This is a genomic window from Aerophototrophica crusticola (assembly GCF_012913305.1).
GTDB classification, from domain to species: domain Bacteria; phylum Pseudomonadota; class Alphaproteobacteria; order Azospirillales; family Azospirillaceae; genus Niveispirillum; species Niveispirillum crusticola.
In genome coordinates this window covers 1,109,161-1,132,036 of sequence record NZ_CP051775.1, presented here as the reverse complement: position 1 = coordinate 1,132,036, position 22,876 = coordinate 1,109,161, and the positions used below count along the sequence as shown (strand labels likewise).

Here is a 22,876-nt window from a genome sequence, read left to right as displayed (position 1 = left end):
CCTACGGGCCTCGCAAGTCCGTGCCGTAGCCCTCACGGCCGCAGGTTGTCCGCCACGCTGTGCAAGCCATGGGCCCGCAGCACGGCCTGGCGCTGGCGGGTGCGGCGCTCGGCCAGCAGCTTTTCCACCCGCTCCCTGTCCAGAGGCATGTTCTCCGCCGTCAGCAGCGGGACCAGGGCTTCCAGCAGGGTCGGGTCGTTTTCCGGGTTGCGGCTGTCCAAGGGCCGGTCGCTGGCCAGCTCACGCAGCAGCCGCTCCGCCATGGCATCCCGGGACTCGGGCGCGATGCCCGACCGTATCAGGCCGGCGATCTGCTTCAGCGCGGGGGACGGGGCATTGGCGACGGCCTCGTCATGGCCCACCAGGATTCCGGCCATCGCCACAAGGCAGTGGCCCAGGCTGGGCTGGGCGCCGAACAGCTCCTGCACCACTTCCGCGAAGATCAGCCCGTCGGCCAGCATTCCGTCCAGCAGCGGCGACAAGGCCGGGTCCGGCGTCTCCATCGCCAAGTTGGCCAGGACCTCCACCTTGGCCGGCAGGCTGCGGAACTCGAACAGCCAGACACTCAGCAGGGAGCGCAGGGCATAGTCATGGGCCTCGTCCCCTGCCTTGGCACGAACGGCGGCGCTGTAGCCTGCCAAGTCGCTCCCCCTGAAGGGGGGATAGCCGCCCCGCTCCCCCGCGAACATGCGGGCCTTGCGCTCCACCTCATCCACCAGCTTGTCCAGCACGCCCACCCGGGCCTTCGCCGTCTCCCCCGTGGCCGCGGCCTGGAGTCCGGCGACCTTGTGGACGGCGGCGATGATCAGCCCGCCCTTGTCCTGCAGCTTCCGCTGGTGGCTGTAGTTGTGCAGCAGTTCCGTGGCCGTGATGCCGGTGCGTTGCAGGTAGTCCCGCATCACCTGCCCCACCGTTCGCCGCCCGGCGGGGCCGAGGATGTCGTCCACCCCGCGGCAGACGACCACTTCCCCCGAGGGGGTGGAGATGCTGATGGGCTTGACGGAGGCGACCTTCACCTCCTGCTCATAGACCACCGTCTCACTGCTGGCACCATTCACCAGGGTGCGCAGCCGGACGACCTTGGTCAGGGTGCTGCGGCCGGTGGCGAGGATGCGCTTGGCCTCCGCGATGGCGACTTCTTCCTCATCGCAGACACAGTCGAGCTGCCAGCGACCTTCCGATTGCAGGAAGACCTCATAACTGACCTTGCGGTTCCAGAAGCCGAGACCGAAGAACACGGGGCACCCCTCCGATGGGGATAATACCGCCGGAGGAGGCCATCACCTAAGCTGAAATGCGGGTCGTTCCGCCGTCAGTCGTCCGCGTAAGGATTGCTGCTGCCCTTGCGCAACAGCATGCGGATCGGCACGCCCGGCATGCCGAACACCTCCCGCAGGCCGTTGACCAGATAGCGGGAATACTGCTCAGGCAGCTCCACCGGCCGGCTGACGAACAGGGCAAAGGTGGGCGGGCGGGCCTTCACCTGGGTCATGTAGCGGATCTTCAGCCGCCGGCCATCCACCAGCGGCGGCGGGTGGGCCTCCGTCATCTCCTTCAGCCAGCGGTTCAGCTGGGCCGTGGGGATGCGGCGGTTCCAGAGGGCATAGGCCTCGAACACCGTGTCCAGCAGTGTGTCCAGCTTCTGGCCCTTCAGGGCGGAGATGGTCACCGTGTGCACGCCGCGTGCCTGGGGCAACGACGTCTGCAACCGGTCCTTCATCTGCTGGAGCGCGGCCTGCTTGTCCTGCACCGCGTCCCATTTGTTCAGCGCGATGACCAGGGAGCGCCCTTCCTCCACCACCAGCCGGGCGATGGTCAGGTCCTGCTTGTCCAGGATGCCGTCCGCATCCAGCACCAGCACCACCACATGGGCCATGCGGATGACGCGCAACGTGTCGGCGACGGCAAGCTTTTCCAGCTTGGCCTCCACCCGGGCGCGCTTGCGCAGGCCCGCCGTGTCCACCAGCCGCACGGGCCGGCCCTTCCAGGACCATTCCACGGCGATGGCGTCGCGGGTCATGCCGGCCTCGGGGCCGGTGAGCACCCGCTCCTCACCCACCAGGCTGTTGACCAGGGTGGACTTGCCCACGTTCGGGCGGCCGACGATGGCCATCTGGAGCGCCTTGGGCTCCGGCTCGGCCGGCAAGTCCAGGCCTGCCGCGGCCGCGGCCTCCGCATCCAGCTCAGCCGGCTCGGCAACCTCCGCCTCCCCGGCTTCCCCCTCCTCCTCTTCCTTCACGAAGGGGAGCAGGGCCTGGACGAAGTCCGCCATGCCCTCACCATGCTCGGCGGAGATGGCGATGGGTTCCCCCAGCCCCAGCTCATACGCCTCGATCAGGCCGGAGCGGGCGGCGGCCCCTTCCGCCTTGTTGGCGGCCAGGACAACCGGACGGTTGCTGCGGCGGAGCCAGGTGGCGAAGTGCCGGTCCATGCCCGTGATGCCGGCGCGGGCATCCACCATGAACAGGATGACGTCCGCCCGCTCCATGGCCCGCTCCGTCTGGCGGCGCATGCGGGCCTCGAGGCTGTCATCGAAGACCTCCTCCAGGCCGGCGGTGTCCACCACCGTCAGGTCCAGGCCGCCCACGCGCGCGTCCGCGGCCCGCCAGTCGCGGGTCACGCCGGGCGTGTCGTCCACCAGGGCGAGCTTCTTGCCCACCAACCTGTTGAACAGGGTGGACTTGCCCACATTGGGCCGGCCGACGATGGCAACCGTGAGCCGCTGGGCCACGGGCATTCCCCTTTGATCAGCGATAAGCCACCAGCTCGCCATCCTCGGTGAGGATGAACAGCGTGTTGTTGGCGATAACAGGCGGCACCATCACTGGGTCCGGCAGGTCGGTCTTCTTGATGCGGTCCCCGGTCTCCGGCGACAGCTCCACCATCTGCCCGTGGCTGCTGGCCAGCAGCAGGCGCCCGCCTGCCACCAAGGGGCCGGACCAGGAAATGGGGCCCTCGCGGTCACCGGGGTCCTCGAACTGGTCGAGTTGGCTGATCCAGCGGATGCGGCCCGTGTCGCGCGCCAGGGCGACCACCTGGGCATCGTTCGTGGTGACGAATATCCATTCGCCCACCACGGCCGGAGTCGTCTGGCCGCCCACATCCTGTTCCCAGACCCGCTGGCCGGTGCGCAGGTCCACCGCGGCCATGCGGCCGGAATGGCTGATGGCGAAGACCTGGCCATTGTCTACCACCGGCAGGCCGCGGATATCGGCAAGGCCGGTCAGGTTCTCACCCCGGCGCACCGCGGCCAGGGTCTCCTGCCAGTTCTGGCGGCCGTTCTCCACCCGCAGGGCGAACAGCTCGCCGCTGGAGTAAGGCACCACCACGGTGTCACCCTCCACCGCCGCGGCGGAGCCGCCCAGCAGGGTCGTGGGCTCCAGCAGGCCGGTGTGGGTCCATTGCAGCAGGCGGCTGTCGGCCGCCAGGGTGATGAGCTGGTTGTCCGTGGCCAACACGAAGACCCGGCCGGCCGCGACGGTGGGGGCGGACCGGGTCGGGCCGGCGATCCGCTGCCGCCAGATCACGTCGCCATTGTCCGGGTTCACGGCGATGGCCTCACCGAAACCGGTAGTGACGAACAGGCGGCCGTCACCAAAGCTCACGCCACCGCCCAGCGCCTCCTCATCCCCGATGTTCTCCCGCCGCATGTCCTTGGACCAGAGCCGGCGGCCGTTGGATTCGTCGAAGGCGTGCAGCTCGAAATCCGTGTCCAGCACATAGACGCGGCCATTCACCACGATGGGGCTGGACAGCAGGCGCGTGGTGCCGCTGGAGCCCTCGATGCTGGCACTCCAGGCCTTGGACAGGGTGGGCGGCAGGGCCAGGTGGCCCATGTTGTGGGCAGGGGTCCCGCCGGGCATGGCCCAGGCCGTGTTCACCACCGGCGCCGGCAGCGCGACCTGACGCTCGGCCAGGCCGGGGTCGACCTCGATTCGCTGCTCGAGCTGAAGGACGGAGATCCGGTTGCCGGCCAGCTTCTCCACATCCTCGTCGTCACCGCTGAACCAATCGGTGATGCCGCAGCCGGACAGCATCAGGCAGGCGGCCAGGGCGGCCACGATGCGGGCGCGGGTGGAACGGGCCCGATTCACGGGGGCGGCCAGGGGAGCATGGATCTGCACGGTCGGTTTTCCTGCCGTCATGGCTGCGGCGCGTAAAGGGCGGCGAGTTCGGTGGCGCGGCTACGGATGCCCGGGGGGCTGTCCACATCCTCCGCCAACTGCTTGAACATCTCATGGGCCTTGGCCTGGTCGCCGGCGCGGATGGCCAGCAGGCCGGCAATCTCCCGGGCTGACCAGCGCCAGGGGCTGTCGGCGCCCATCAGCGGGGCGATGCGGGCCTGGAGCTGGGCGGGGTCGCCGATGTCCACCTGGTGCATCACGGATTGGACGACGGCCAGGTCGCGCAGGGCAGGACCGACGTCGCCGGACCCGGCGAGCTGGTCGTACAGGGCGATGGCCCCTGCCGTGTCGCCGGCCTTCACCAGCGCCGCCGCCTGATAGAACCGCGCCAGGACGGCGGGGCCGCCATCAAGCTGGCCCGCGGCATTGGCCAGGGTGTCCGCCGCGGCCTTGGCGTCGAACGCCTGGCCCTCGGCAGGTCGGGCCTTGTCCAGGGCCTCGGTCAGAACAGCGGTACGGGCTTCCTGACGGGAGGCGGTGTACCGCTCCCAACCGACATAGCCAGCGGTCCCGGCGACAATGATGACGGCACCGGCCATGATGGCCGAACCGTACCGCTTCCAGAGCTTCGCAAGCTGGTCTCGGCGAAGGTCTTCATCGACCTCGCGAAAGATGTCGGACATGCACTCACCCCCGGCCGCCGGCCGGCAACGATGGACAAAGGCCGCGGATAGCAGACGCCCCGCCGCCGGTCAAGGACGGCCCCCGCCGAACGGCTTAGCGCCCTGCCCCGGACTTGGAGGAAAAGGCATGATCGGGCCGTAAATATGGCGGTGCCCGGCGGGCGGCCCCACGTTACGGGAGCCGCCGCGGGACCGGCGGCCAACGGCCCAGGCTCACGAGGCCGGCTTGGGCTTCGGCACCTCCGGCAGGTCCAGCCATTCCGCCGCGACGATGGCCTGGGTACGGTTCTTCACGCCCAGGGCCTTGAAGATGGCGGTGATGTGGATCTTCACCGTACCCACCGTGAGGGCCAGCGCCTCCGCGATGTCGGTATTGCTGTGGCCGGCCCGGATCATGGCCAGGATCTCCCGCTGGCGCGGGGTCAGGGTCTGGCCCGCATCCTCCCGGAAGAAGCCGGCCGGCACCGGCCCGGCGGTGGTCATCAGCGGCTCACTGCCCGCCCGCATCCCGATGACCGGGGGGACATAGACGCCGCCGTCCCGCACCACGGACACGGCGGTGGCCAGCTCGCTGCCGATGTCGCTGCGGCGGACATAGCCGCGGGCGCCTTCCCCCAGCGCCGCGCGCATCCGCTCGGGGTCGTTGCCGCCAACGACGATCAGCGGGACCGTCGGCCTGTCCTGGACGAAGCGTTGGATGTCCCCCCTTTGCAGGCCGTTGGTGGCAGCCACCACCAAGCGATCCGTGGAGGCTTGGCCGGTTAGGGCATCCAACAGTTCAGCGAAGGTCTCATATTCCGCTATCGAGCGCACGCCGGTGAATTGGCGCAGGATGGCGTTCAGGCGTTTGCGGAAGGCCGGGTCTTGGTCGGAGTACAGCAGGTGCATCGGTCTTGGGCTCTGGCTGAAGCACGAACCGGCGCCTCGAATGAGGCCGGGCGTACGGATTATACACTAGTAGCCAGTTCCATACAGAATTATGCAAGCGTCAATCGCACTTTCTTGACCTGCGCGTGTGCGACCGTTGCCCGGATGCAGCATCGGCAACCAGAGGCAACAGGCCGCCTAATCCGGCCATACGATTATGGGTTCACTGCTTAACCCTCAAGGTCGGCCGCTGCCGCGCCCGGAAGAAGGGGGGTAGCTGTCCACTAGGTACAGGCTATCCTCTGGGGTATCACAAGATATGGGGGTCTAACCGTTTGCCTGCCTTGAGAAACCGTGCCCCTGCGTATCTTATGGTCTTCAAGTCAACGAGGAGAAATATACCCCGAAAGTGCGGAAATTCGATGCTTTTTCATGCATTCCGCACTGGCTCGGAGGTATTAAGCACCTAGATTGACTTCGAATGGAATCAGGAAGCAACGGAACAACAAAATTGTTCACGCCTGGCGAAGATATCCCAAGAAGAGCGACGACATGGATGCCCAGAACAGCCGCCCCATGGAGCCAGCGCAGAAATCCCGCCGAGGCAAGGTGAACACAATGCATGTTTGTCTGGTACCGGGAGACGAGCTGGTCGCGAGCCAGCTACTCGCTTCCCTTGACCGCGATGGCCGACACCGGGTCACGGTGTGCCAGGATATTGCGGAACTGAGCCAGGCGACATCGACGCCGGATGTCATCCTGATCGACGTGCAGCAATTCGCCGCGCTGCGCGAGAATGAACCGATGGTCTATCTCCGGCTTTCCCGCCGGTCCCGGATCATCGTCATCCTCAGCAGCCGCGAGCTGCTGGATGCGGCCCATATCCTCGCCTTCGCCGACGCGTGGGTCTTCGAGGACATAAACCTCAGCCGGGTCAATGAGTTGATCGAGCTGGGCGTGGAAGGCCACTGCATCCTCCCGAAGCAGTTCCTGTCCCGGATGGGGGTGGATGAAATCCGCCTGACCCTGCTGCCGCGGCTGACCGACGTGGAGTTCCGCTGCCTCCAGCTCCTGGGCCAAGGCCTGAACAACCGTACCATCGCGGAACGGCTGGGCCTGTCGGAGGCGGTGATCAAGTCGATGGTGCGCAGCGTCCTGGCCAAACTGCACTTCCGCAACCGTACCGAGGCCGGCGTCTTCGCCGCCCGCCAGCAGGGCGCCCTGCCTGCCGCGCGGCAGGCCACCATGCGCCAGAATGAGGCCCGCAGCGCCTGATCGGGCGCGACTCGGGAATTTTCGTCCGGGTCGGATTGAGCGGTCGGAAGGCCGCCTGATCCGACTTTTTTTATTGCCGGCGCTACGGGGGCCGTCCCCCCTGCCCTGCCATCCCCAATAAAAGAACGGCGCGGCATCGCTGCCGCGCCGTCCTGTACCTTGATCCGTGTGCCGGATCAGCCCACGGCCTGGACCGCCGGCTGGTTGGCGCCGCTGAACTCGCCGCCGATGCCGTTGTTGAGGGCCCAGATGGCGGCCTGGGTGCGGTTGCTGGCGTTGATCTTCCGCAGCAAGCTCTTCAGGTGCACCTTCACCGTGGCTTCGGTGATGTTAAGGTGGTTGGCGATCATCTTGTTGCTGTCGCCGTTCAGCAGGCAGCGCAGGATCTGGATCTCACGCTGGGACAAGCCCTTGCGGGAGACGGGCATCTCCAGGCCATTGCCGTTCACGCGGCCGCTGATCAGCAGGGCGGCGAGGTGGGTCGGGAACACCTTCTCGCCCATCATCACCAGCCGAAGGGACTGGGTCAGCGCGTCGGACGACAGGTCCTTCATCAGGTAGCCGTCAGCGCCGGCCTCCAGCGCGTTGGACAGACGGCGGGTGCAGAGATCGGTGGTCAGCACCACCATCCGGGAATTCGGCAGGACCTGGCGCAGGCGCCGCATGGCCTCCGCTTCTTCCTCGCCGCCATTGACCAGATCCAGCAGGATCAGGTCCGGCTTCAGGCCCTGCTCGGCCATGGTGACGCCCTCACGGACGTTGCCGGCTTCGGCGACGATGTGGAACGGGGACTCATCGAGCAGCCGCTTCAGCCCTTCACGGAAGAGCTTGTTGGCGTCGATCAGGAAGGCCGTAACGTTCTCCATGCTCATGCTCCCGCGCTAGATTTGGCTAGTTGATTAACTTTTGGTGCCGCTTTCGGCTTGCCGGTCGGCATTTCCCCCTGCCTCCCGGATTTCTGGGACGATTCCGTCGTCCTCTTTCGGGTGAAAAATACCCCGGTGTCGATTCGATTAATATCGCTCGAAGGCAGTAAACCTCGGCCGCTTTTGGCATAGGTCGGATTTCATCCTACCAATTCGGAGAAGCCGTCGGCCTATCAGATTGGATGGTCTTTATATCTGATTTCGAAGCATTTCCTTGATGATAGACGGCTGAAAGAAACCCTGTGATTCAGTGATGTTCATTATTGGACCCGACTACGACCACAAACATGCGGGCAATGATGAATAATGTTTCACAGCATCTGATAAAGAATTGCACAACGCTGAGGAAGACCGGCAGTGCCGCTGCCGCCCTCAGCTGACAGACAAAATGTAGGGCCTTGTGCCAGCTAAGCCGCCATATGTGCTTGGACGGGTTCGCTTAGACCCCCAGCAATATGGGATTAAGACCCATGCCGAACGGCCTATTCCCCACTGTCGCCAGGGGCGCCTTCTGGCTGGGAGCATTCGTGGCTAACCAAGCAGGCCATTGAAATCTGGCCGCCCCACCTTTGACACACGGATGTAAGAAAGACTGCCCGTCAGCCTGTTACCCGGGCAAGGAAGGCCAGGGCCAGCAAGACCAGCAACCATGGCAGCATGATGGCTGCCAACCAGATGGCGACCCGTGTCCGGGACGCGAAAGGCCGCGGCTGCACCCGACGCGGGTTGCCGCCACGGCCTTGGTTCGGACGATCATCGGGGTCAGACACCGGGCGCGGTCCTGTCGCAAGCGTGACTTGGCCGGGGGAGCGGACAGAACCGCTCCCCCGGCCCCCGGAGACGATCCTCATAGGACCCCGCGGCGCTCCGCCTGCATCAGCAGCACGAACTGCCGCATCATCTGGTTGCGGAAGCGCAGCCGGTGCCCGCCCGGCAGGATCACCCGCTCAAGCACGGCATAGGGCCCGCCGGCCAGCTGGTCGAGGATGCTCGCGACCGCCTCCGGCGGCGGATGCCGCTCCCCGGGTTGCAGCGGCACGGCCAGCAGGTCCTCCTGCAGGAAGCTGCCGAAGGCGTCGCTCTGGGCCTGGGCGGCCAGGTACAGCACGTCGGCCGTGCGCCCATGCCCTTCCCCGATGACCCGGTGGTAGGCCTCGATCAGCCCCCGCTCCGCCTCCTCCGCGCAGCGTTTCACCGCCTCCGTCATGTCGGTCCGCTGCACCTCCCGGCTGCCCCGGGCCACGGCGCCGCGGGCGGCGTGGAGGCTGAGGAGCTGGGCGTAATAGGGCAAACCCTTGGAAAGGCTCACGATGATCCGGCGTGACTCCGGTGTGAAGGTGATGCCCGCCACCTCCGAGCCGGACAGGATGATGCGCTCGATCTCCCGGTCGCTCATGGGCGGCAGGTGGACGGCGACCAGGGCACGCTGGATGGAAGGGTGCTTGCCCAGGAGCTGGTCCACGTTCTCGGCGACGCCGATGATGAACAGGGTGACCGGGCTGCCCTTGTCGGTCAGGTTCTTGATCAGCTCGGCCAGCTTGTTCTTCACGTCCTCGTTGACCAGCCGGTCATACTCGTCCAGGACCAGCATCACATGGGTGCCGGCGATCTCGTCCAGCACCTCGGCCAACTGGCTGACGGTGAAGGGGCCCGGCGGCAGGCGCTCGTCGAAGGTGCCGGTCGTCCGCCCGTGGATATAGGGCTGCCCGGCGTCGCCCCTGTAATAGCCGGCGGGAATGCGCCGCAACAGGGTGCGGAACATCTCCTCGAATCCCATCTCCGCCGAGCAGGTCAGCTTGGACGGCAGATAGCCGGCCTGCACGGCGATCTGCTCCACGGCATTGGCAAGCGAGGTCTTGCCACGCCCGCGGTCCCCATACAGCACCACATGCGCCCGCTCCTCCTCGATGGCGGAGATGATGCGGCGGATGGTGCCGAGGCGGCCGATGAAGAGGGCGTTGACCTCCTTCTTCGGGCGGGTCGGGGTGAAGGCCTCCCGCAGGGCCTTGCTGACTTCCGGCTCGATGCCAGAGACAAGCGCCCCGCGCATCCCGTTGGACACGGGGAAGGCGAAGCGCGGCATCTCGTCGTCCGGCCCGGCGCTGGGACTGCGCTCGGGCACGATGGGGCCGTTCCGGCGGTCGTCATGGCGGCGCATGGGCCCATCCATGCGCAGGCCCGAGGGCTCCGGCATCAACGGGTCATGGCGCCGCTGGGCATTGTAAGGGGCCGACCCCGAGGCCGGGATCGGCTGCGGCGTGTCGAATTCGGGCGCCAGGGTGTCGGGTTGGCGCCGCTTTCGGAAGAAGGTTCGCATTTTTCCGTCGCGTTTCGTTAAGGCCGCGGACACCCTGTCGACGGCAAGGCCGGGGGCTGGTTGGTCGCGGCCCCCTGGCCTTGCCGCCTCCGCCGTTGGTGCCGGGTTGCGGCGGCTCCCTCTAGGAACGGATTTTCGGCGCGGGCGGTGCAGATGCCCCGGTCAAATCAGAAGAAACGCTCGGGCACACGGATTACATCCTCCGGAAGGACCGGCGTCTCGGGCGGGGCGGAGCGCTCCTGACGCTGCCCGTTGATGGTCCGGGTGATCAGTACGTAGTCCTGCCGTGCCCGGTAGGTGTAGCCGCCGGAGGCGGCGACGGCGCTCAGGGCCGTCATGCCGGACTGGTAGGGATACTGGCCGGGCTTGTTGACCTCGCCGATGATGAAGAAGGGGCGGAAGGTCAGCACCTCGACGTTCACCTTGGGGTCACGGATGTAACCCTCGGCCAGCTTCGTGGTGATGCGGCCCTCCAGCTCGCGCGGGGTCAGGCCCTTGGCCTCCACCTCGCCGATCAACGGCATGGCGAGGCGGCCGGAGCCGTCCACGGAGAACTCGCCCGACAGCTGCTGCTGCCCGAAGACGATGACGCGGACATTGTCCCCGGATCCCAGGCGGTAGACCCCAGCATCGGCCGTCATGGCACTGGTTTCCAGCGGCGGCGCGGTCTGGGAACAGGCTGCGAGCGCGAGGCCGAGGAGCAGGACGAGCGGCCGGAGCGCCTTGGCGAAAACCATGGAAAGATCCCTCTCGATTGTCGTTTGCCCCTTAACGCCACTGTAAGGACGCCCGACCAAGGCGGGGAAAACGGAGAAGCATGATCCGATCGGGAATAAGAAGTACGTCGGGCGATGGTGGAACCGGCGGCAACCGGGGGACGTTCGTGCCTGTTCGCATCAGGTACCTGTCCGCCGCCCATGAACCGGAGACATGCCATGAGCCGTCCCACGCCCGATGGTCCGGTAACCACCGGCCGCCCGGCCCGCGAGGGCAACAATTCCCCGTCCCCCATGCACCCGGGCGACGACCCCGCCATGCCCTACAGCCCCGGCGGCATCCCCGAACCCGACACGGATGAGAAGGGCAATCCCAAGCGCAACCTGCCCAGCTACCCGCCGAAGCGGGAGGCATGATGCCGGCGGCCCTTGATCGCCGCTGATCAGGGGCAACCGGAGCGCCGGGCACGCCAATCCCATGAACCCGGCCCAAGCGCGCAGGCAGGATATGCGGCCCGGCGGTCGCCGGCACCCAGGCGGTCAGCCCAGGGCAGCGACCACGGCATCCAGGAAGCGGCCTACGGACGGGATGTCCGGCAAGACCACCGTGGCGGCCGTGGGGCGGCCGCTGCCGTCATCCACCCGGATGCCCAGGCCCCGTCCCTTCACGGCGATAAAGGCATCCTCGTCCGTCACGTCGTCGCCCAGCACGACGGGGTAGTGGCCGCCCCAGCCCTCCGCCTCGATCAGGTGCAGGATCGCCTTGCCCTTGTCCCAGTCCAACTCGGGCCGCAGCTCGTGCATCTCCTTGCCCGCCATGTGGCGCAGGGTGGGTTCCCCGGCCAGGACGTCGTGCACAACCTCGCCGACCCGCGGCTTCAGCGCCGGGTCCACCAGGCGGGTATGAACGGTGACGGCATAGAGTTTGGGCTCAACCAGCGCGCCCTCGATTCCGGCCAAGGCCCCTTCGAGCGCTGGGATGGCCCGTTTCAGGGCGGGACGGAAGGGCTCGCCCAGGCGCTGCCGGCCAGATGGGGCATCGATGTCCAGCCCATGGCTGCCGGCGAAGGCGATGCCGGGAATCCCGACCATCTGCCGCACATTCTCCAGGTCGCGGCCGCTGACCACGGCAACCGGGCAGCGCCCGGCCAGCCTTTCGACGCGCAGCCGCATGTCCGGGTCGAGCTGGGCCATCTCCGGCCGGGGCATGATCGGCGTCAGCGTGCCGTCATAGTCCAGGAAGAACACCGGGTTCGCCGCCGCGATCTCACGCGCGAGCCGGGTCAGGCCCGCATCGTCCAGGGCGGCCGGGGTCTGGTTCATGGTCGATTCTCCGGGGGAAACGGATCGGGTCGGGTGATGCGCCCCGGCCACAGCCAGGGGCGACCTGCACCGAAAACAGAACGGCCCCCGCTGGGGGCCGTCTGGGCACTTGCAAACCGGCGTTACCGGCCTATCATTGTGCAGTGCAGCAGGCTTCTGCTGCAGTGCCCGTTTCGGGCGTTTCCTCCCTAAACTCAGGCCGCTCACCCGAGCGGCCTTTTTTCTGCCAGAGGGTTGGGAGAGGGGCAACTCTCCTTCCGGCTGGTCGCCGGCCCGACAGGGGTAGGCTTTGTCCCGAATGCCTTTGTGTCTTACATTTGACACAAGCGGGCCGGCACGCCGGTGGCGCACCCCGCTACCGCCGACCAACCGCAGTGGCGCTTATGCGGCCAAGCCATCGGGCGGGGCACAGACGGGCTAACCCTCCCCCGGAAGGCCAGGGGGCACCCCTACCGCGTCGCAGCAAAATGCCTGCAACTCCACTAAAGTCACCGGTATCGGCAGCCTGGCCGCGCGACCAAGTCGCCCGGCCCGCTGTTTCCTGTCCGACGCAAACTGTCAAGGAGCGGTCGCGACATGCGGAGCGCCCCATTGGCTTCCCTCGACCCGGATGAGGGGGATGCCAACCTGGATCATGATGCCGTTTTCAATGGTCTGCTGCTGGCGGTGATCGGCCGGCGGCGGCTGCTCGTGCTTGTCGGCGAGGACCAGGGCGAGCGTGTTTCCCTGCTTGGCCGCCTGGCCCGGCATATCGAGATCGACGGCTCCCTGGTGATGACCGTCACCTCCAGCCCGGGCGTGACGGTGGAAGACCTGGTGGAGGTCGCGGGGCGGACCTACCTGGGCCCCACCAGCGCGACGTTGGAGTTCGACCAGCTGGTGGACACGCTCGAGGACCGGCTTGAGCGGGCGGGCACCGGCATCCTCATGGTCGAGGATGCTGACAAGCTGTCGCTGGAGACGCTGCGCGACCTGGTGGACCTGACCGGGGAGGTCAGCGGGTCCGGGCGCTTCATGCAGGTGCTGGTGGCTGGCGGCCCCGTCCTGGAGCAGAGGCTGGACCAGGCCGACCTGCTGCCCACCCTGCGGGCCGTGGGGACACTGTACCGGTTGGACAGCCGGCCACAGCCGCCTTCGCGGGGTTTCCCGACCAACCGGCCACAGCAGGCGGAACCCGGCCGTGGCCACCAGCCCCAGCGTGGTGTCGTCCGCATGGCGGAGGAACGGGACGTCCGCCTCAACCCGGACCGGCCCCCGCCCCTGTTGCGGACAATGGAGGGGCGCCAGGATTTCCGGGCCCAAGCTTCGCCATACCGCCACCAGGCGGAGCCTTCCCGCCGGGGCACCGCGGTCTGGTTCGGCATCGCCGGCCTCTGCCTGGCGGCGGCTGGCGGCGTCTACTTCCTCGGGGACCGCAACCTGGATGATCTCCGCTCGGCGGCGCAGGAATTGACCGGCCGCGCCCCCAACCGGACGGTGGAGGTGCCGGCTCCCTTGCCGGGGGCCCCCGTCGACGGCCCCTCCATCCCCGCCGAGCCGCTCCCGCCCCCACAGGCTTCCACCGGCCCGGTGGGACAGCCTGCGGCAGACCCGGGTGACGTGGCCCTGGCCGTACCGCCGCCACCGCCGCCGCAGACCCCGGAGATGGACGGTACCGGTCCGGAAGCCGCCGAACCGGCGGTGCAGGGCCCGAAGGCACCGACGGAGCCGGTGACCCCCCGTGCGAAGGAGAACGCGCCCCTCCTGGCCGACCTCGTGGAAAAGGCGGAGCGGCAGATCGACGAACGCCAGTTCGTCACGCCGAAGGGCGACAACGCGATGGAGACCATCGACGCCATCGTCGCCCTGGACCCCGAGCATCCCTCCGCCGGGATGCTGAAGGCCCGTATGGTGGAGAGCTACCGTGTATGGGGCCGAAACGCGGAGCGGCGGGGTGAATGGGAGTATGCCCGCCTGTATTACCAGCGCGCCCTGCGCATCGACCCCGCCGACCAGCAGGTGACCAACCTGCTGGACAGCCTGGACAACCGCAGACGCGGCGGTCGGGTCGCCAGGGACGACGGCCCGCGCAACGCGGCCAAACCCACCCCCGCCAGGGCGGAGCGCGCCCCGCCCAAGGCAGAGAAGCCACCCGCCCGACCGGCACCGGCACCGGCGGAGGAGGACGTGGCTACCCGTATCCTCCGCACCCTCCCGAGGGAGACGACGCCGGAATCCCCGCCTGCGGACGAACCGCCGTTGCCTACCCTCCGCCCGTGAGGGAAGGCTGGCGGGCTTCCGCCTCCACCAGGCCCAGCAGCCCCGCCAGGATCTCTTGCGGGGTCGGCGGGCGGCCGGGGATGACCAGGTCCACCGGCAACACCTTCTCCACGCCCCCGGCCACGGCATAGCTGCCGGCGAACAGTCCGCTATCGATGGCGCAGTGGCCCAGGGCCACCACCCATTTCGGGTCCGGCGTCGCTTCCCAGGTCCGCAACAGGGCCTCACGCATGTTGGTCGTCACCGGGCCGGTGACCAGCGGCACGTCGGCATGGCGGGGGGAAGCGACGAAGCTCAACCCGAACCGCTCCAGGTCATGGAGCGGGTTGTTCGGGGCGTGGATTTCCAGTTCGCAGGCATTGCAGGACCCGGCATCCACCTGCGGCCCCTTCCAGATGTTGCGGGCGATGATGCCGAACATGGTCTGACGCCCGCGCAAGCGGCATCCATGCCCCTTGGGAAATGGGCCGCAGTCGGAACCTGGGCAAAAAAGAAGGCCCCGGCGCAGGAGCGACGGGGCCTTGCCAAGTCTGCTAGGGAGGAAACGCAACCAATGTTGCGCTCCCGGTATATCGGCCCGGGACCTAAGTAATCGTTAACAGCATTGTTGCCGGACCGGAAAAAGCACCCATCATCCTTTTTCGTTCCGCTGTCGCAATCTTGCTCCTGGGGCGGCCGGCCACGGTTGGGCTAGCCCTGGCCGCGCACCTGCGCTATGCACCCGTCCTTCCCCACAGCAACCTGTCCGGCCCCATGCTCAGCATTTCCGCCCGCATCGCCCAGGAACTCGCCGTCCGTCCCGCCCAGGTGGAGGCCACGGTGGCCCTGCTGGACGAGGGCTCGACGGTCCCCTTCATCGCCCGCTACCGCAAGGAGGTCACGGGCGGCCTGGACGACACCCAGCTCCGGAACCTGGAGGAGCGGCTGCGCTACTTGCGGGAGCTGGAAGAACGGCGCACGGCGATCAAGGCCAGCATCGTCGAGCAGGGCAAGATGACTCCTGAGTTGGAGCGGGACATCGACTCGGCCGACACCAAGGTGCGGCTGGAGGACCTGTACCTCCCCTACAAGCCCAAGCGCCGCACCAAGGCGATGATCGCCCGGGAAGCGGGGCTGGAGCCCCTGGCCGACCGGCTGCTGGCCGACCCCACCCTGGTTCCGGAGGGCGAGGCCGCCGGCTTCGTGGATGAGGGCAAGGGGGTGGCCGACGTGAAGGCCGCCTTGGACGGCGCCCGCGCCATCCTGGTGGAACGCTTCGGCGAGGACGCCGCCCTGGTGGGCCGCCTGCGTGAGTTCGCCCAGCGGGAGGGGCGCATCGTCTCCACTGTCGTGGAGGGCAAGCAGGAGGAAGGCGCCAAGTTCAGCGACTATTTCGACTTCGCCGAGCCGGTGACCAAGATCGCCAGCCACCGGGCCCTGGCCCTGTTCCGCGGCCGCGCCGCCGGCGTGCTGGACCTGAAGCTGGCGGTGGGTGAGGACCCGCAGCCCGGCAGCCCCCACCCGGCGGAGGTGATGGTCGCCGCCCATGCCGGCATCGCCGACCGGGGCCGCCCGGCGGACAAGTGGCTGCTGGACACCTGCCGCTGGACCTGGCGCACCAAGGTCGCCCTGCACATCGAGCTGGACCTGATGAACGTGGTCCGCGAACGGGCGGAGGATGAGGCCATCACCGTCTTCGGCCGGAACCTGAAGGATTTGCTGCTGGCCCCGCCGGCCGGCATGCGCTGCACCCTCGGCCTGGACCCCGGCATCCGCACCGGCGTGAAGGTGGCGGTGGTGGACAGCACGGGCAAGCTGGTGGACACCGCCACCATCTACCCCCATGAGCCTCGCAAGGACTGGGAGGGCTCCATCCACACCCTCGCCACCCTGGCCGCCAAGCACAAGGTGGAGCTGGTCGCCATCGGCAACGGCACCGCCAGCCGGGAGACGGACAAGCTGGCCGCCGACCTGATGAAGCGCCACCCGGAACTGAACCTCACCAAGGTGATGGTGTCGGAGGCCGGTGCCTCCGTCTATTCGGCGTCGGAGGTGGCGGCCCTGGAGTTCCCGGGCCTGGACGTGTCCTTGCGCGGCGCCGTTTCCATCGCCCGGCGGCTACAAGACCCGCTGGCGGAACTGGTGAAGATCGAGCCGAAGGCCATCGGCGTCGGCCAGTACCAGCATGACGTCAGCCCCACCAAGCTGGCCCGTACCCTGGACGCCGTGGTGGAGGATTGCGTGAACGGCGTGGGCGTGGATCTGAACACGGCGTCCGTGCCTCTGCTGGCCCGCGTCTCCGGCCTGTCCGAGTCTGTCGCCAAGAACGTGGTGGCCTTCCGCGACACGAACGGCGCATTCCGCCGCCGGCAGCAGTTGCTGGAGGTGTCCCGCCTCGGCCCCAAGGCGTTCGAGCAGGCAGCCGGCTTCCTGCGCATCCGCGACGGCGACGACCCGCTGGACGCGTCGTCGGTCCACCCGGAGGCCTATCCGGTCGTGCAGCGCATCCTGGCCAAGAGCGGGCGCCCGCTGGACAAGCTGGTGGGCGACGTGGCGTTCCTGCGTTCCCTCGACCCGGCCGACTTCACGGATGAGCGGTTCGGCCTGCCCACCGTGACGGACATCCTGCGCGAGCTGGAGAAGCCCGGCCGCGACCCCCGCCCCGCCTTCAAGAGCGCCACCTTCAAGGAGGGTGTGGAGGAGCTGAAGGACCTGGAGCCCGGCATGGTGCTGGAAGGGGTGGTCACCAACGTCACTGCCTTCGGCGCCTTCGTGGATGTGGGCGTGCACCAGGACGGGCTGGTGCATGTCAGCCAGCTCTCCCACAGTTTCGTGAAGGACCCGCACACGGTGGTGAAGGCGGGCGACATCGTGAAGGTGAAGGTCCTGGAAGTGGACCTGAAGCGCAAGCGCGTCGCCCTGACCATGAAGCTGGACGAACGCCCCGCCCCCCGCCGCCCCGAGCCCCAGGCCGACCGCCGCGACAGCCGCCCCTCCCAGGGCCAGCGCCCGCCCCAGCAGGGCCGCCCGCCCCAGGGCAAGCCGCAGCAGCCCCGCCCGGCCGCCCCGCAGCAACGCCAACCCGAACCCTCCGGCGCCCTCGCAGAGGCATGGGCCGCGGCCCTGGCGAAGAAGAAGGGCTGAACCGCCGCCCTTCCCTCTCTCCCCACCGGGGAGAGAGGGAAACCCGGGTGCCGGACCCTACCCCCGCTTCCCGCCCAACTTGCTCCGGGCCATGTGTAGCGACTCCGACAGGGCGCGGCCGATAGGGCCGCCGTCGCCCTTCATGTCGTCGCGAACCAGCACATGCATGGCGTCCACATGCAGGGCGACCACCTGCATCTGTTGAGGGGTCGGGTTGTCCAGCCCCACCAGGAAATGGTTCAGGTTGTTGGCGAAATCCGACAGCAGGTCATAGCCGAAGGTCTTGCCCAGGGTCAGGATGCCGTCGCTGATCTTGAACACGCGCCGCAGGTGGGTGGCGCGGTTCTGCGGGTCGGTCATGGCCTTCTGGAAGGCCTCCTGCAGGTCGGACAGGTCGATCCGTGTCTGGGTCTTGTGCGCCTCCGCCATGCGGGAGACATGGGTGGAGGCCCGCTCCAGGGCGGCCGGGTCGATGCGGCCGGGCTTGCCGTCAGGGCTGCCGCCCACCTTGGCCCTGAGCTTGTTCTCCCGCTGGATGATCTCCACCCGCGGCTTCGGTTGATCGCTCATCCCGCACCCCCGACCATAGGCTCCCCGCCGACCCGACCGCTCATGCCGCCGCCCCCGCTTCCACCGGTTCCGGCACGGAGGGCTCGGCCGGGGCCGGCTTGGCTTCTTCGGATGTCGGCGCCCCCTCGGCGGCCGACTGGCTTTCGATCACCATGTGCTCGCCCTCATCCACCAGCCGGACATCCTCCGGCCGCATCAGGCGCTTGTCGCTGCCGTCATAGGGCAGGGTCTGGCGGCGCCGGTCCGGCCCGAAATAGCCGGGCGCCCGGACGAAGGGGCGCGGCTTGTCGATGATCGCCAGCAGGCGCGTGGCCACGTTCATCACCGACATGGGCTTGGCCAGGTATTCCGTCACGCCCGCGTCGCGGGCGGCGCAGACAGCCTTCACGTCCGCCTCCCCGCTCATCATCACGAAGGGCAGGAACTTGACCTTGTCGCTCTCATGCGCCCGGATCCAGGTCAGCAGGCCCAGTCCGTCCGTCGGCTCCATCAAATGGTCGGCGAAGACGATGTCGATGTCGCGGCTGTCCACCATCTGGGCGGACACGTCCAGGATGGCCGTCGCCTCCTCCCCGTTGTCGGCCTGGAGGATCTTGCCCACGCCCAACGCCTTCAGGATGGTCACCAGGATGGAGCGGACGAAACGGTTGTCGTCCGCCACCAGGACGCACAGGCCGTCGAAGCGATAGAACTTGCCGCTGGACGTGTGCCGAGACATGGCGCGCCGGATTCGGGTGGACGGGCCGGCGCACGATAACCCCGCCGGGGTGGGTGTACTACCGGTGTGGCCGGTACCTATCCCTACGTATGGGTTCTGGCACAAGCCCCTTTCGCTTCACCCCCCACCTTCCCCCCCCAAATGCGGTTTTGTATTTTAACGGTTTCGTTACTGCCCGCGCCCTAGCGTTTGTTACCCAAACAAGCTTGGCGGAGTGCCGATCCCATGTCGAACATCGAACCCACGCGGGAAACCACGCACGACGACACGATCGAGCGCACCTCCATCGTCATGTACGCGATGCTGGAACAGCTCCACGGCGCCCTGGCCGACCCGGCCGCGCCGGACGATGTCAGCCTGGGCATGCTGATGGGCATGTCCATGTTCCTGGATGAGAAGATCGGCCCGTTCCGTACCGAACGGCTGATGGCCTCCGCCCCCAGCATCATCCTGAAGACCGACGCCCATGTGGTGAAGGACCAGATCGACCGCGTCACCCCCGTGCTGCGCGCCTTCGGGGAGCAGTTGGCCAGCCTGTCCCGCCGCCCCGCCCCTGCGGCCTGATGCCCCTGGCGCCCCCTCGCGCCTTTTTCCTGCCGCATCATGCCCCCATTTAGGGAAGGGTTGGGATAGCCGGTGACGCCGGCACCCCCTTCCCTGTCCCCGGGGGCCCTGATGGGTTGGTTCGACACGTGGCTGTTCGATAGCACCTTGCTACTGGTGTTCATGGTCGGCGTGATGCTGGGCGTCCGCCGACTGATGCAGTCCTATGGTGAGACGCAATCCCGCGCCATCCGAGAGATGGCGGAGAGCATTCGCACACTGCACCGCCAGCAGAATGAGAACCGGGCCCAGCTTCTGGCTCTGGCTGCGGCGAACGCCAGGCTGCGGGACGAGCTGGAGACACTGCGGGGCCGCCCGGCTGGGAGTGACGGCCCGCGCATGGCGCTGCCGCCCAAGCCCCGTTACCTGAACTGACAGCCATGACGGATCCTGGCAAACCTGACGCCGCGGCCGAGCGGGCCCGCTGGGCCGCCAGTGGTGCCGCCTGGGACCGCTGGGCCGACTCCATGGCCGACCCCGCGGACCGGGTGAACCGGCCCTTGCTCGACCTTTGCGGCGTGACGGCGGGCGACCGCCTGCTGGACCTCGCCTCCGGCGCGGGGGAACCGGCCCTGACCGCAGCCACCCTGGCCGGCCCGTCGGGACTTGTCGTGGCGAGCGACTTGGTGGAACCCATGCTGGCCGGGGCCCGGCGGCGCGCCGCGGCCAACGGGGCGCACCTCGCCTTCAGCCTTGCCGACATGACATCCCTGCCCTTTGGCGCGCGCAGCTTCGACCGGGTCACCTGCCGCTTCGGCCTGATGTTCGTCCCCGACGACCGCGCCGCGGTGGCGGAGATGGCGCGGGTGCTGCGCCCGGGCGGTCGGGCGGCCGTGGCCGTGTGGGGGCCGCTGGAGGGCAACATCCTGTTCCGGGAACTGGCGGCCGTGCTCGACCGGCATCTCGGCCCGGGGGCGTTGGCGGGGCTGGATGTGCTGTTCCGGCATTCGGGTGCGGGATTTTTGGCGGAAGTGCTGGAATCCGGTGGATTGGATGGGGTAGAGGTACGACACCTCCGCCTTTCCCAGGGTGTGCCGGCCGACCGTCCGTTCTGGAAGGCGACCCTGGACATGGCCTTCAGCCCGGCGCTGGCGACATTGTCGCCGTCCGGGCGCGAGGCCCTGGAGGCGAGGATCGCGGCCCATTTCGCCGGACTGGCGGATGGCCGCGGCTTGGTCCCGGTGGACATGCACGTGGTCCTGGGGGCCGGGGCCGCACGGTAAGACAAGGGTTCAACCGCGACCTCGGCCGATCCGCATCGGCCGACCGGCACCCCGTGGCGGGCCGATAGGTTGCTTGACAGGCGGGGGGCGGGCACTAAGGTGCCGCCCCTCTATTCGAGAAGGCTGTTCCATGATTGATGTCAAGACCTTGTGCCTGGGAGTGCTGAGCCGCGGCGACGCCTCGGGCTACGAGATCCGCAAGGCATTCGACGAGGGCGCGCTGAGCCACTTCAGCGACGCGGGCTTCGGCTCCATCTACCCGGCGCTGAAGCGGTTGCTGGAGGACGGGCACATCCAACTGCTGCCGCAGGAGGGGGAAGGCCGGCCGGACAAGAAGGTCTACCGGATCACCCCGGCGGGGCGGAGCGCGCTGTACCAGGCCCTGGCACGCCAGCCCTCCCCGGACAAGCTGCGCAGCGATTTCATGTTCATTGTCTCCTTCGGGCACCTGCTGCCGCCCCGGCACCTGGACCGGGTGGTGGGTGACCGCATCTCCTATTTCCGCCGGTTGGTGGAGCAGATGGACCGCACCCCCGATGCCCATGCCTCGCCCGGCGAGCGCTTCGTGGACGGGCTCAGCCGCGCCCTGTACGTGGCGGCGGCGGACTATCTGGAGAAGAACCGGACCAGCCTGCTGGACGCCGGCCTGCAGACCAGCCGCGTCGCCGAATAGTCGCTCTCGCTCCCTTCGGTGCCGGGGCCGGCCTGGGGTATGATACCGGGCCCCCCGACGCCAAGGGACCGAGCCCGTGACGGCCATCGACACCTCCCCGACCGACGCCGCCGCCCAGCCCTGGGTCCCGCCGGCCCCCACCCCGGTGCAGCGGGGCGGTTCCTGGTGGAAGACGATCCGCGCCGTTGGCCAGGACATGCTGGGCGCCTGGTCGGCGGAGTCCTACAGCCAGCCCATCCGCCAATGGCGGATGCTGGGCGGCACCAACATCCTGGTCAGTGACCCGGCCCTGATCCGCCACGTGCTGGTGGAGAACGAGGCCAATTACCGCAAGAGCATCATCCTGCGCCGCCTGCTGGGTCCCGGCCTGGGCGAGGGGCTGCTGCTGAGCGAGGGGGCCACCTGGCAGCGGCAGCGCCGCACGCTGGCCCCTGCCTTCACGCCGCGGGCCGTCTCCGGCTTCCTGCCCGCCTTCGCGGCGGGGGTGGAGGACATGCTGGCGGGATGGGAGGGCAAGCGTGAGGTGGATGGCCTCGCCGCCTTCCAGCACCTGGCCCTGGACCTCGCCGCCCGCACCATGTTCTCCGCCCGGCTGGGGCCGGGGCTGGAGGAGTTCGCGCGGTTGGTGATGGAGTACCAGCACAGCGTCGGACGGCCCGGCCTGCTGGACCTACTGGCTGCCGCAGGCATGCCCTGGCTGCCCGACCCGTCCCGGGCCGGCTTCAAGCGGCGCTGGCGCGTCATGGTGGACGGCTTCATCGCCGAGCGGCGGAACCGGCCTGATGACCCTACCCGCCCGCGCGACGTGCTGGACCTGCTGCTGGCCGCCCGCGACCCGGACACGGGCAAGGGGCTGGACGCGGCGGAGGTGCGCGACCAGGTCAGCACCATGATCGCCGCCGGGTTCGAGACGACGGCCATGGCGCTGTACTGGACCTTCTACCTGCTGGGTTGCGTCCCTGAGGCGCAGGATCGGGTGCGGGCGGAGGCGGCTGGCCTGCCCCACATGCCGGATGCCTCGGCGCTGGAACGGCTGCCCTACACCCGCGCGGTCTTGCAGGAGAGCATGCGGCTCTACCCGCCGGCCCACACCTTTTCCCGCATGGCGGCGGGGCCGGACCGGCTGGGTGGCGTGCCCGTGGCGCCGGGGCAGATCGTTTTCGTCTCCCCCTGGGTGCTGCACCGCCACCGCAGCCTGTGGGATCAGCCGGATCAGTTCCGGCCGGAGCGGTTCCTGCCCGGCAGCCCGGAGGCGGGCCGGCCCTTCACCTGGCTGCCTTTCGGCGGAGGTCCACGTATCTGCATCGGCATGGCCTTCGCCATGTCGGAGATGCTGCTGGCCGTCTCCTGCATCCTCCGCCGCTATCGCGTGACGGTCCCGAACCCGGCGGGGGTCCGCCCCGTGGGCAAGGTCACAACCATCCCAGTGGGGGACACGCGGCTGACGCTGGAACCTGTGGGTCGCGGCTGAGGCGT

At 68.3% G+C, this 22,876-nt stretch carries 21 protein-coding genes; 9 read left to right on the top strand and 12 right to left on the bottom strand.

Annotation, left to right across the window (positions count from 1 at the left end; genetic code table 11):
* Window positions 1-32: 32 nt before the first annotated feature.
* The 5 genes from HHL28_RS05445 to HHL28_RS05425 all read right to left on the bottom strand — a co-directional run bounded on the left by HHL28_RS05445 (window position 33) and on the right by HHL28_RS05425 (window position 5,695).
* A complete protein-coding gene (locus tag HHL28_RS05445; RefSeq protein ID WP_075769246.1) occupies window positions 33-1,238 on the bottom strand; it encodes a hypothetical protein in 1,206 nt (401 codons plus the stop codon).
* 74 nt (window positions 1,239-1,312) lie between these two features.
* On the bottom strand, window positions 1,313-2,737 hold the full coding sequence (gene der, locus HHL28_RS05440; protein ID WP_075769245.1) for a ribosome biogenesis GTPase Der: 1,425 nt from the start codon (window positions 2,735-2,737) through the stop codon (window positions 1,313-1,315).
* A 10-nt stretch (window positions 2,738-2,747) separates the two neighbouring features.
* Window positions 2,748-4,124 carry an outer membrane protein assembly factor BamB family protein gene (locus HHL28_RS05435; protein WP_083698818.1) on the bottom strand — a complete coding sequence of 459 codons (1,377 nt, stop codon included), beginning with the start codon at window positions 4,122-4,124 and terminating at the stop codon, window positions 2,748-2,750.
* Window positions 4,125-4,141: 17 nt separating this feature from the next.
* Window positions 4,142-4,807 (bottom strand): tetratricopeptide repeat protein, encoded by a 666-nt coding sequence (locus HHL28_RS05430; protein ID WP_075769243.1) that lies wholly within the window; start codon window positions 4,805-4,807, stop codon window positions 4,142-4,144.
* A 213-nt stretch (window positions 4,808-5,020) separates the two neighbouring features.
* Complete coding sequence (locus HHL28_RS05425; protein WP_075769242.1) at window positions 5,021-5,695, bottom strand: response regulator transcription factor; 675 nt, start codon at window positions 5,693-5,695, stop codon at window positions 5,021-5,023.
* Between the two features lie 531 nt (window positions 5,696-6,226).
* On the opposite strand from HHL28_RS05425, the gene HHL28_RS05420 reads away from it, so the two are divergent.
* Window positions 6,227-6,949, top strand: coding sequence for a response regulator transcription factor (locus HHL28_RS05420; RefSeq protein ID WP_404326578.1), 723 nt, complete (start codon window positions 6,227-6,229; stop codon window positions 6,947-6,949).
* A gap of 176 nt (window positions 6,950-7,125) precedes the next feature.
* On the opposite strand, the gene HHL28_RS05415 is transcribed toward HHL28_RS05420, so the two are convergent.
* From HHL28_RS05415 to HHL28_RS05405, 3 genes are all read right to left on the bottom strand, one after another.
* Window positions 7,126-7,815, bottom strand: a complete 690-nt coding sequence (locus HHL28_RS05415; RefSeq protein ID WP_075769241.1) for a LuxR C-terminal-related transcriptional regulator — start codon at window positions 7,813-7,815, stop codon at window positions 7,126-7,128.
* A 907-nt stretch (window positions 7,816-8,722) separates the two neighbouring features.
* Window positions 8,723-10,192, bottom strand: coding sequence for an ATP-binding protein (locus HHL28_RS05410; RefSeq protein WP_075769240.1), 1,470 nt, complete (start codon window positions 10,190-10,192; stop codon window positions 8,723-8,725).
* A gap of 167 nt (window positions 10,193-10,359) precedes the next feature.
* Window positions 10,360-10,929 (bottom strand): polysaccharide biosynthesis/export family protein, encoded by a 570-nt coding sequence (locus tag HHL28_RS05405; protein ID WP_075769239.1) that lies wholly within the window; start codon window positions 10,927-10,929, stop codon window positions 10,360-10,362.
* A 198-nt stretch (window positions 10,930-11,127) separates the two neighbouring features.
* On the opposite strand from HHL28_RS05405, the gene HHL28_RS05400 reads away from it, so the two are divergent.
* Complete coding sequence (locus HHL28_RS05400) at window positions 11,128-11,325, top strand: hypothetical protein (protein WP_075769238.1); 198 nt, start codon at window positions 11,128-11,130, stop codon at window positions 11,323-11,325.
* 123 nt (window positions 11,326-11,448) lie between these two features.
* On the opposite strand, the gene otsB is transcribed toward HHL28_RS05400, so the two are convergent.
* The gene (gene otsB / locus HHL28_RS05395; protein ID WP_075769237.1) at window positions 11,449-12,231 is read right to left on the bottom strand and encodes a trehalose-phosphatase; all 783 of its coding nucleotides are present in this window, start codon (window positions 12,229-12,231) and stop codon (window positions 11,449-11,451) included.
* A 576-nt stretch (window positions 12,232-12,807) separates the two neighbouring features.
* Here otsB and HHL28_RS05390 point away from each other — a divergent pair.
* Complete coding sequence (locus HHL28_RS05390; RefSeq protein ID WP_169654835.1) at window positions 12,808-14,490, top strand: AAA family ATPase; 1,683 nt, start codon at window positions 12,808-12,810, stop codon at window positions 14,488-14,490.
* Here HHL28_RS05390 and HHL28_RS05385 read toward each other — a convergent pair.
* On the bottom strand, window positions 14,474-14,929 hold the full coding sequence (locus HHL28_RS05385; protein WP_449687375.1) for an NADH-quinone oxidoreductase subunit B family protein: 456 nt from the start codon (window positions 14,927-14,929) through the stop codon (window positions 14,474-14,476). The two genes, HHL28_RS05390 and HHL28_RS05385, sit on opposite strands and share 17 nt — an antisense overlap.
* A 314-nt stretch (window positions 14,930-15,243) precedes the next feature.
* Here HHL28_RS05385 and HHL28_RS05380 point away from each other — a divergent pair, with 314 nt between their 5' ends.
* Entirely contained in the window at window positions 15,244-17,613 is a 2,370-nt protein-coding gene (locus tag HHL28_RS05380) for a Tex family protein (protein ID WP_075769463.1), read from the top strand.
* 57 nt (window positions 17,614-17,670) lie between these two features.
* Here the strand turns inward: HHL28_RS05380 and HHL28_RS05375 are convergent, their stop codons facing one another.
* Entirely contained in the window at window positions 17,671-18,183 is a 513-nt protein-coding gene (locus tag HHL28_RS05375) for a hypothetical protein (RefSeq protein WP_075769235.1), read from the bottom strand.
* 40 nt (window positions 18,184-18,223) lie between these two features.
* Window positions 18,224-18,901, bottom strand: coding sequence for a response regulator (locus HHL28_RS05370; protein WP_075769234.1), 678 nt, complete (start codon window positions 18,899-18,901; stop codon window positions 18,224-18,226).
* A gap of 225 nt (window positions 18,902-19,126) precedes the next feature.
* Between HHL28_RS05370 and HHL28_RS05365 the strand changes: the two genes are divergently transcribed.
* From HHL28_RS05365 to HHL28_RS05345, 5 genes are all read left to right on the top strand, one after another.
* Entirely contained in the window at window positions 19,127-19,465 is a 339-nt protein-coding gene (locus tag HHL28_RS05365) for a hypothetical protein (RefSeq protein WP_075769233.1), read from the top strand.
* A gap of 111 nt (window positions 19,466-19,576) precedes the next feature.
* The gene (locus HHL28_RS05360; RefSeq protein WP_075769232.1) at window positions 19,577-19,879 is read left to right on the top strand and encodes a hypothetical protein; all 303 of its coding nucleotides are present in this window, start codon (window positions 19,577-19,579) and stop codon (window positions 19,877-19,879) included.
* 5 nt (window positions 19,880-19,884) lie between these two features.
* Window positions 19,885-20,727 carry a methyltransferase domain-containing protein gene (locus tag HHL28_RS05355; RefSeq protein WP_075769231.1) on the top strand — a complete coding sequence of 281 codons (843 nt, stop codon included), beginning with the start codon at window positions 19,885-19,887 and terminating at the stop codon, window positions 20,725-20,727.
* Window positions 20,728-20,857: 130 nt separating this feature from the next.
* A complete protein-coding gene (locus HHL28_RS05350) occupies window positions 20,858-21,400 on the top strand; it encodes a PadR family transcriptional regulator (protein WP_075769230.1) in 543 nt (180 codons plus the stop codon).
* Window positions 21,401-21,476: 76 nt separating this feature from the next.
* Complete coding sequence (locus HHL28_RS05345; RefSeq protein WP_075769229.1) at window positions 21,477-22,871, top strand: cytochrome P450; 1,395 nt, start codon at window positions 21,477-21,479, stop codon at window positions 22,869-22,871.
* The last annotated feature ends 5 nt before the right edge of the window (window positions 22,872-22,876 follow it).

What these genes read in the sequence shown, in the direction of transcription:
- HHL28_RS05425 (WP_075769242.1), bottom strand. Translation starts at nt 5,695, where the DNA reads ATGCACCTGCTGTACTCCGACCAAGACCCGGCCTTCCGCAAACGCCTG.
- der (WP_075769245.1), bottom strand. Translation starts at nt 2,737, where the DNA reads ATGCCCGTGGCCCAGCGGCTCACGGTTGCCATCGTCGGCCGGCCCAAT.
- HHL28_RS05355 (WP_075769231.1), top strand. Translation starts at nt 19,885, where the DNA reads ATGACGGATCCTGGCAAACCTGACGCCGCGGCCGAGCGGGCCCGCTGG.
- HHL28_RS05390 (WP_169654835.1), top strand. Translation starts at nt 12,808, where the DNA reads ATGCGGAGCGCCCCATTGGCTTCCCTCGACCCGGATGAGGGGGATGCC.
- otsB (WP_075769237.1), bottom strand. Translation starts at nt 12,231, where the DNA reads ATGAACCAGACCCCGGCCGCCCTGGACGATGCGGGCCTGACCCGGCTC.
- HHL28_RS05370 (WP_075769234.1), bottom strand. Translation starts at nt 18,901, where the DNA reads ATGTCTCGGCACACGTCCAGCGGCAAGTTCTATCGCTTCGACGGCCTG.
- HHL28_RS05430 (WP_075769243.1), bottom strand. Translation starts at nt 4,807, where the DNA reads ATGTCCGACATCTTTCGCGAGGTCGATGAAGACCTTCGCCGAGACCAG.
- HHL28_RS05415 (WP_075769241.1), bottom strand. Translation starts at nt 7,815, where the DNA reads ATGGAGAACGTTACGGCCTTCCTGATCGACGCCAACAAGCTCTTCCGT.
- HHL28_RS05420 (WP_404326578.1), top strand. Translation starts at nt 6,227, where the DNA reads ATGGATGCCCAGAACAGCCGCCCCATGGAGCCAGCGCAGAAATCCCGC.
- HHL28_RS05365 (WP_075769233.1), top strand. Translation starts at nt 19,127, where the DNA reads ATGTCGAACATCGAACCCACGCGGGAAACCACGCACGACGACACGATC.
- HHL28_RS05360 (WP_075769232.1), top strand. Translation starts at nt 19,577, where the DNA reads ATGGGTTGGTTCGACACGTGGCTGTTCGATAGCACCTTGCTACTGGTG.
- HHL28_RS05400 (WP_075769238.1), top strand. Translation starts at nt 11,128, where the DNA reads ATGAGCCGTCCCACGCCCGATGGTCCGGTAACCACCGGCCGCCCGGCC.
- HHL28_RS05375 (WP_075769235.1), bottom strand. Translation starts at nt 18,183, where the DNA reads ATGAGCGATCAACCGAAGCCGCGGGTGGAGATCATCCAGCGGGAGAAC.
- HHL28_RS05405 (WP_075769239.1), bottom strand. Translation starts at nt 10,929, where the DNA reads ATGGTTTTCGCCAAGGCGCTCCGGCCGCTCGTCCTGCTCCTCGGCCTC.
- HHL28_RS05350 (WP_075769230.1), top strand. Translation starts at nt 20,858, where the DNA reads ATGATTGATGTCAAGACCTTGTGCCTGGGAGTGCTGAGCCGCGGCGAC.
- HHL28_RS05410 (WP_075769240.1), bottom strand. Translation starts at nt 10,192, where the DNA reads ATGCGAACCTTCTTCCGAAAGCGGCGCCAACCCGACACCCTGGCGCCC.
- HHL28_RS05380 (WP_075769463.1), top strand. Translation starts at nt 15,244, where the DNA reads ATGCTCAGCATTTCCGCCCGCATCGCCCAGGAACTCGCCGTCCGTCCC.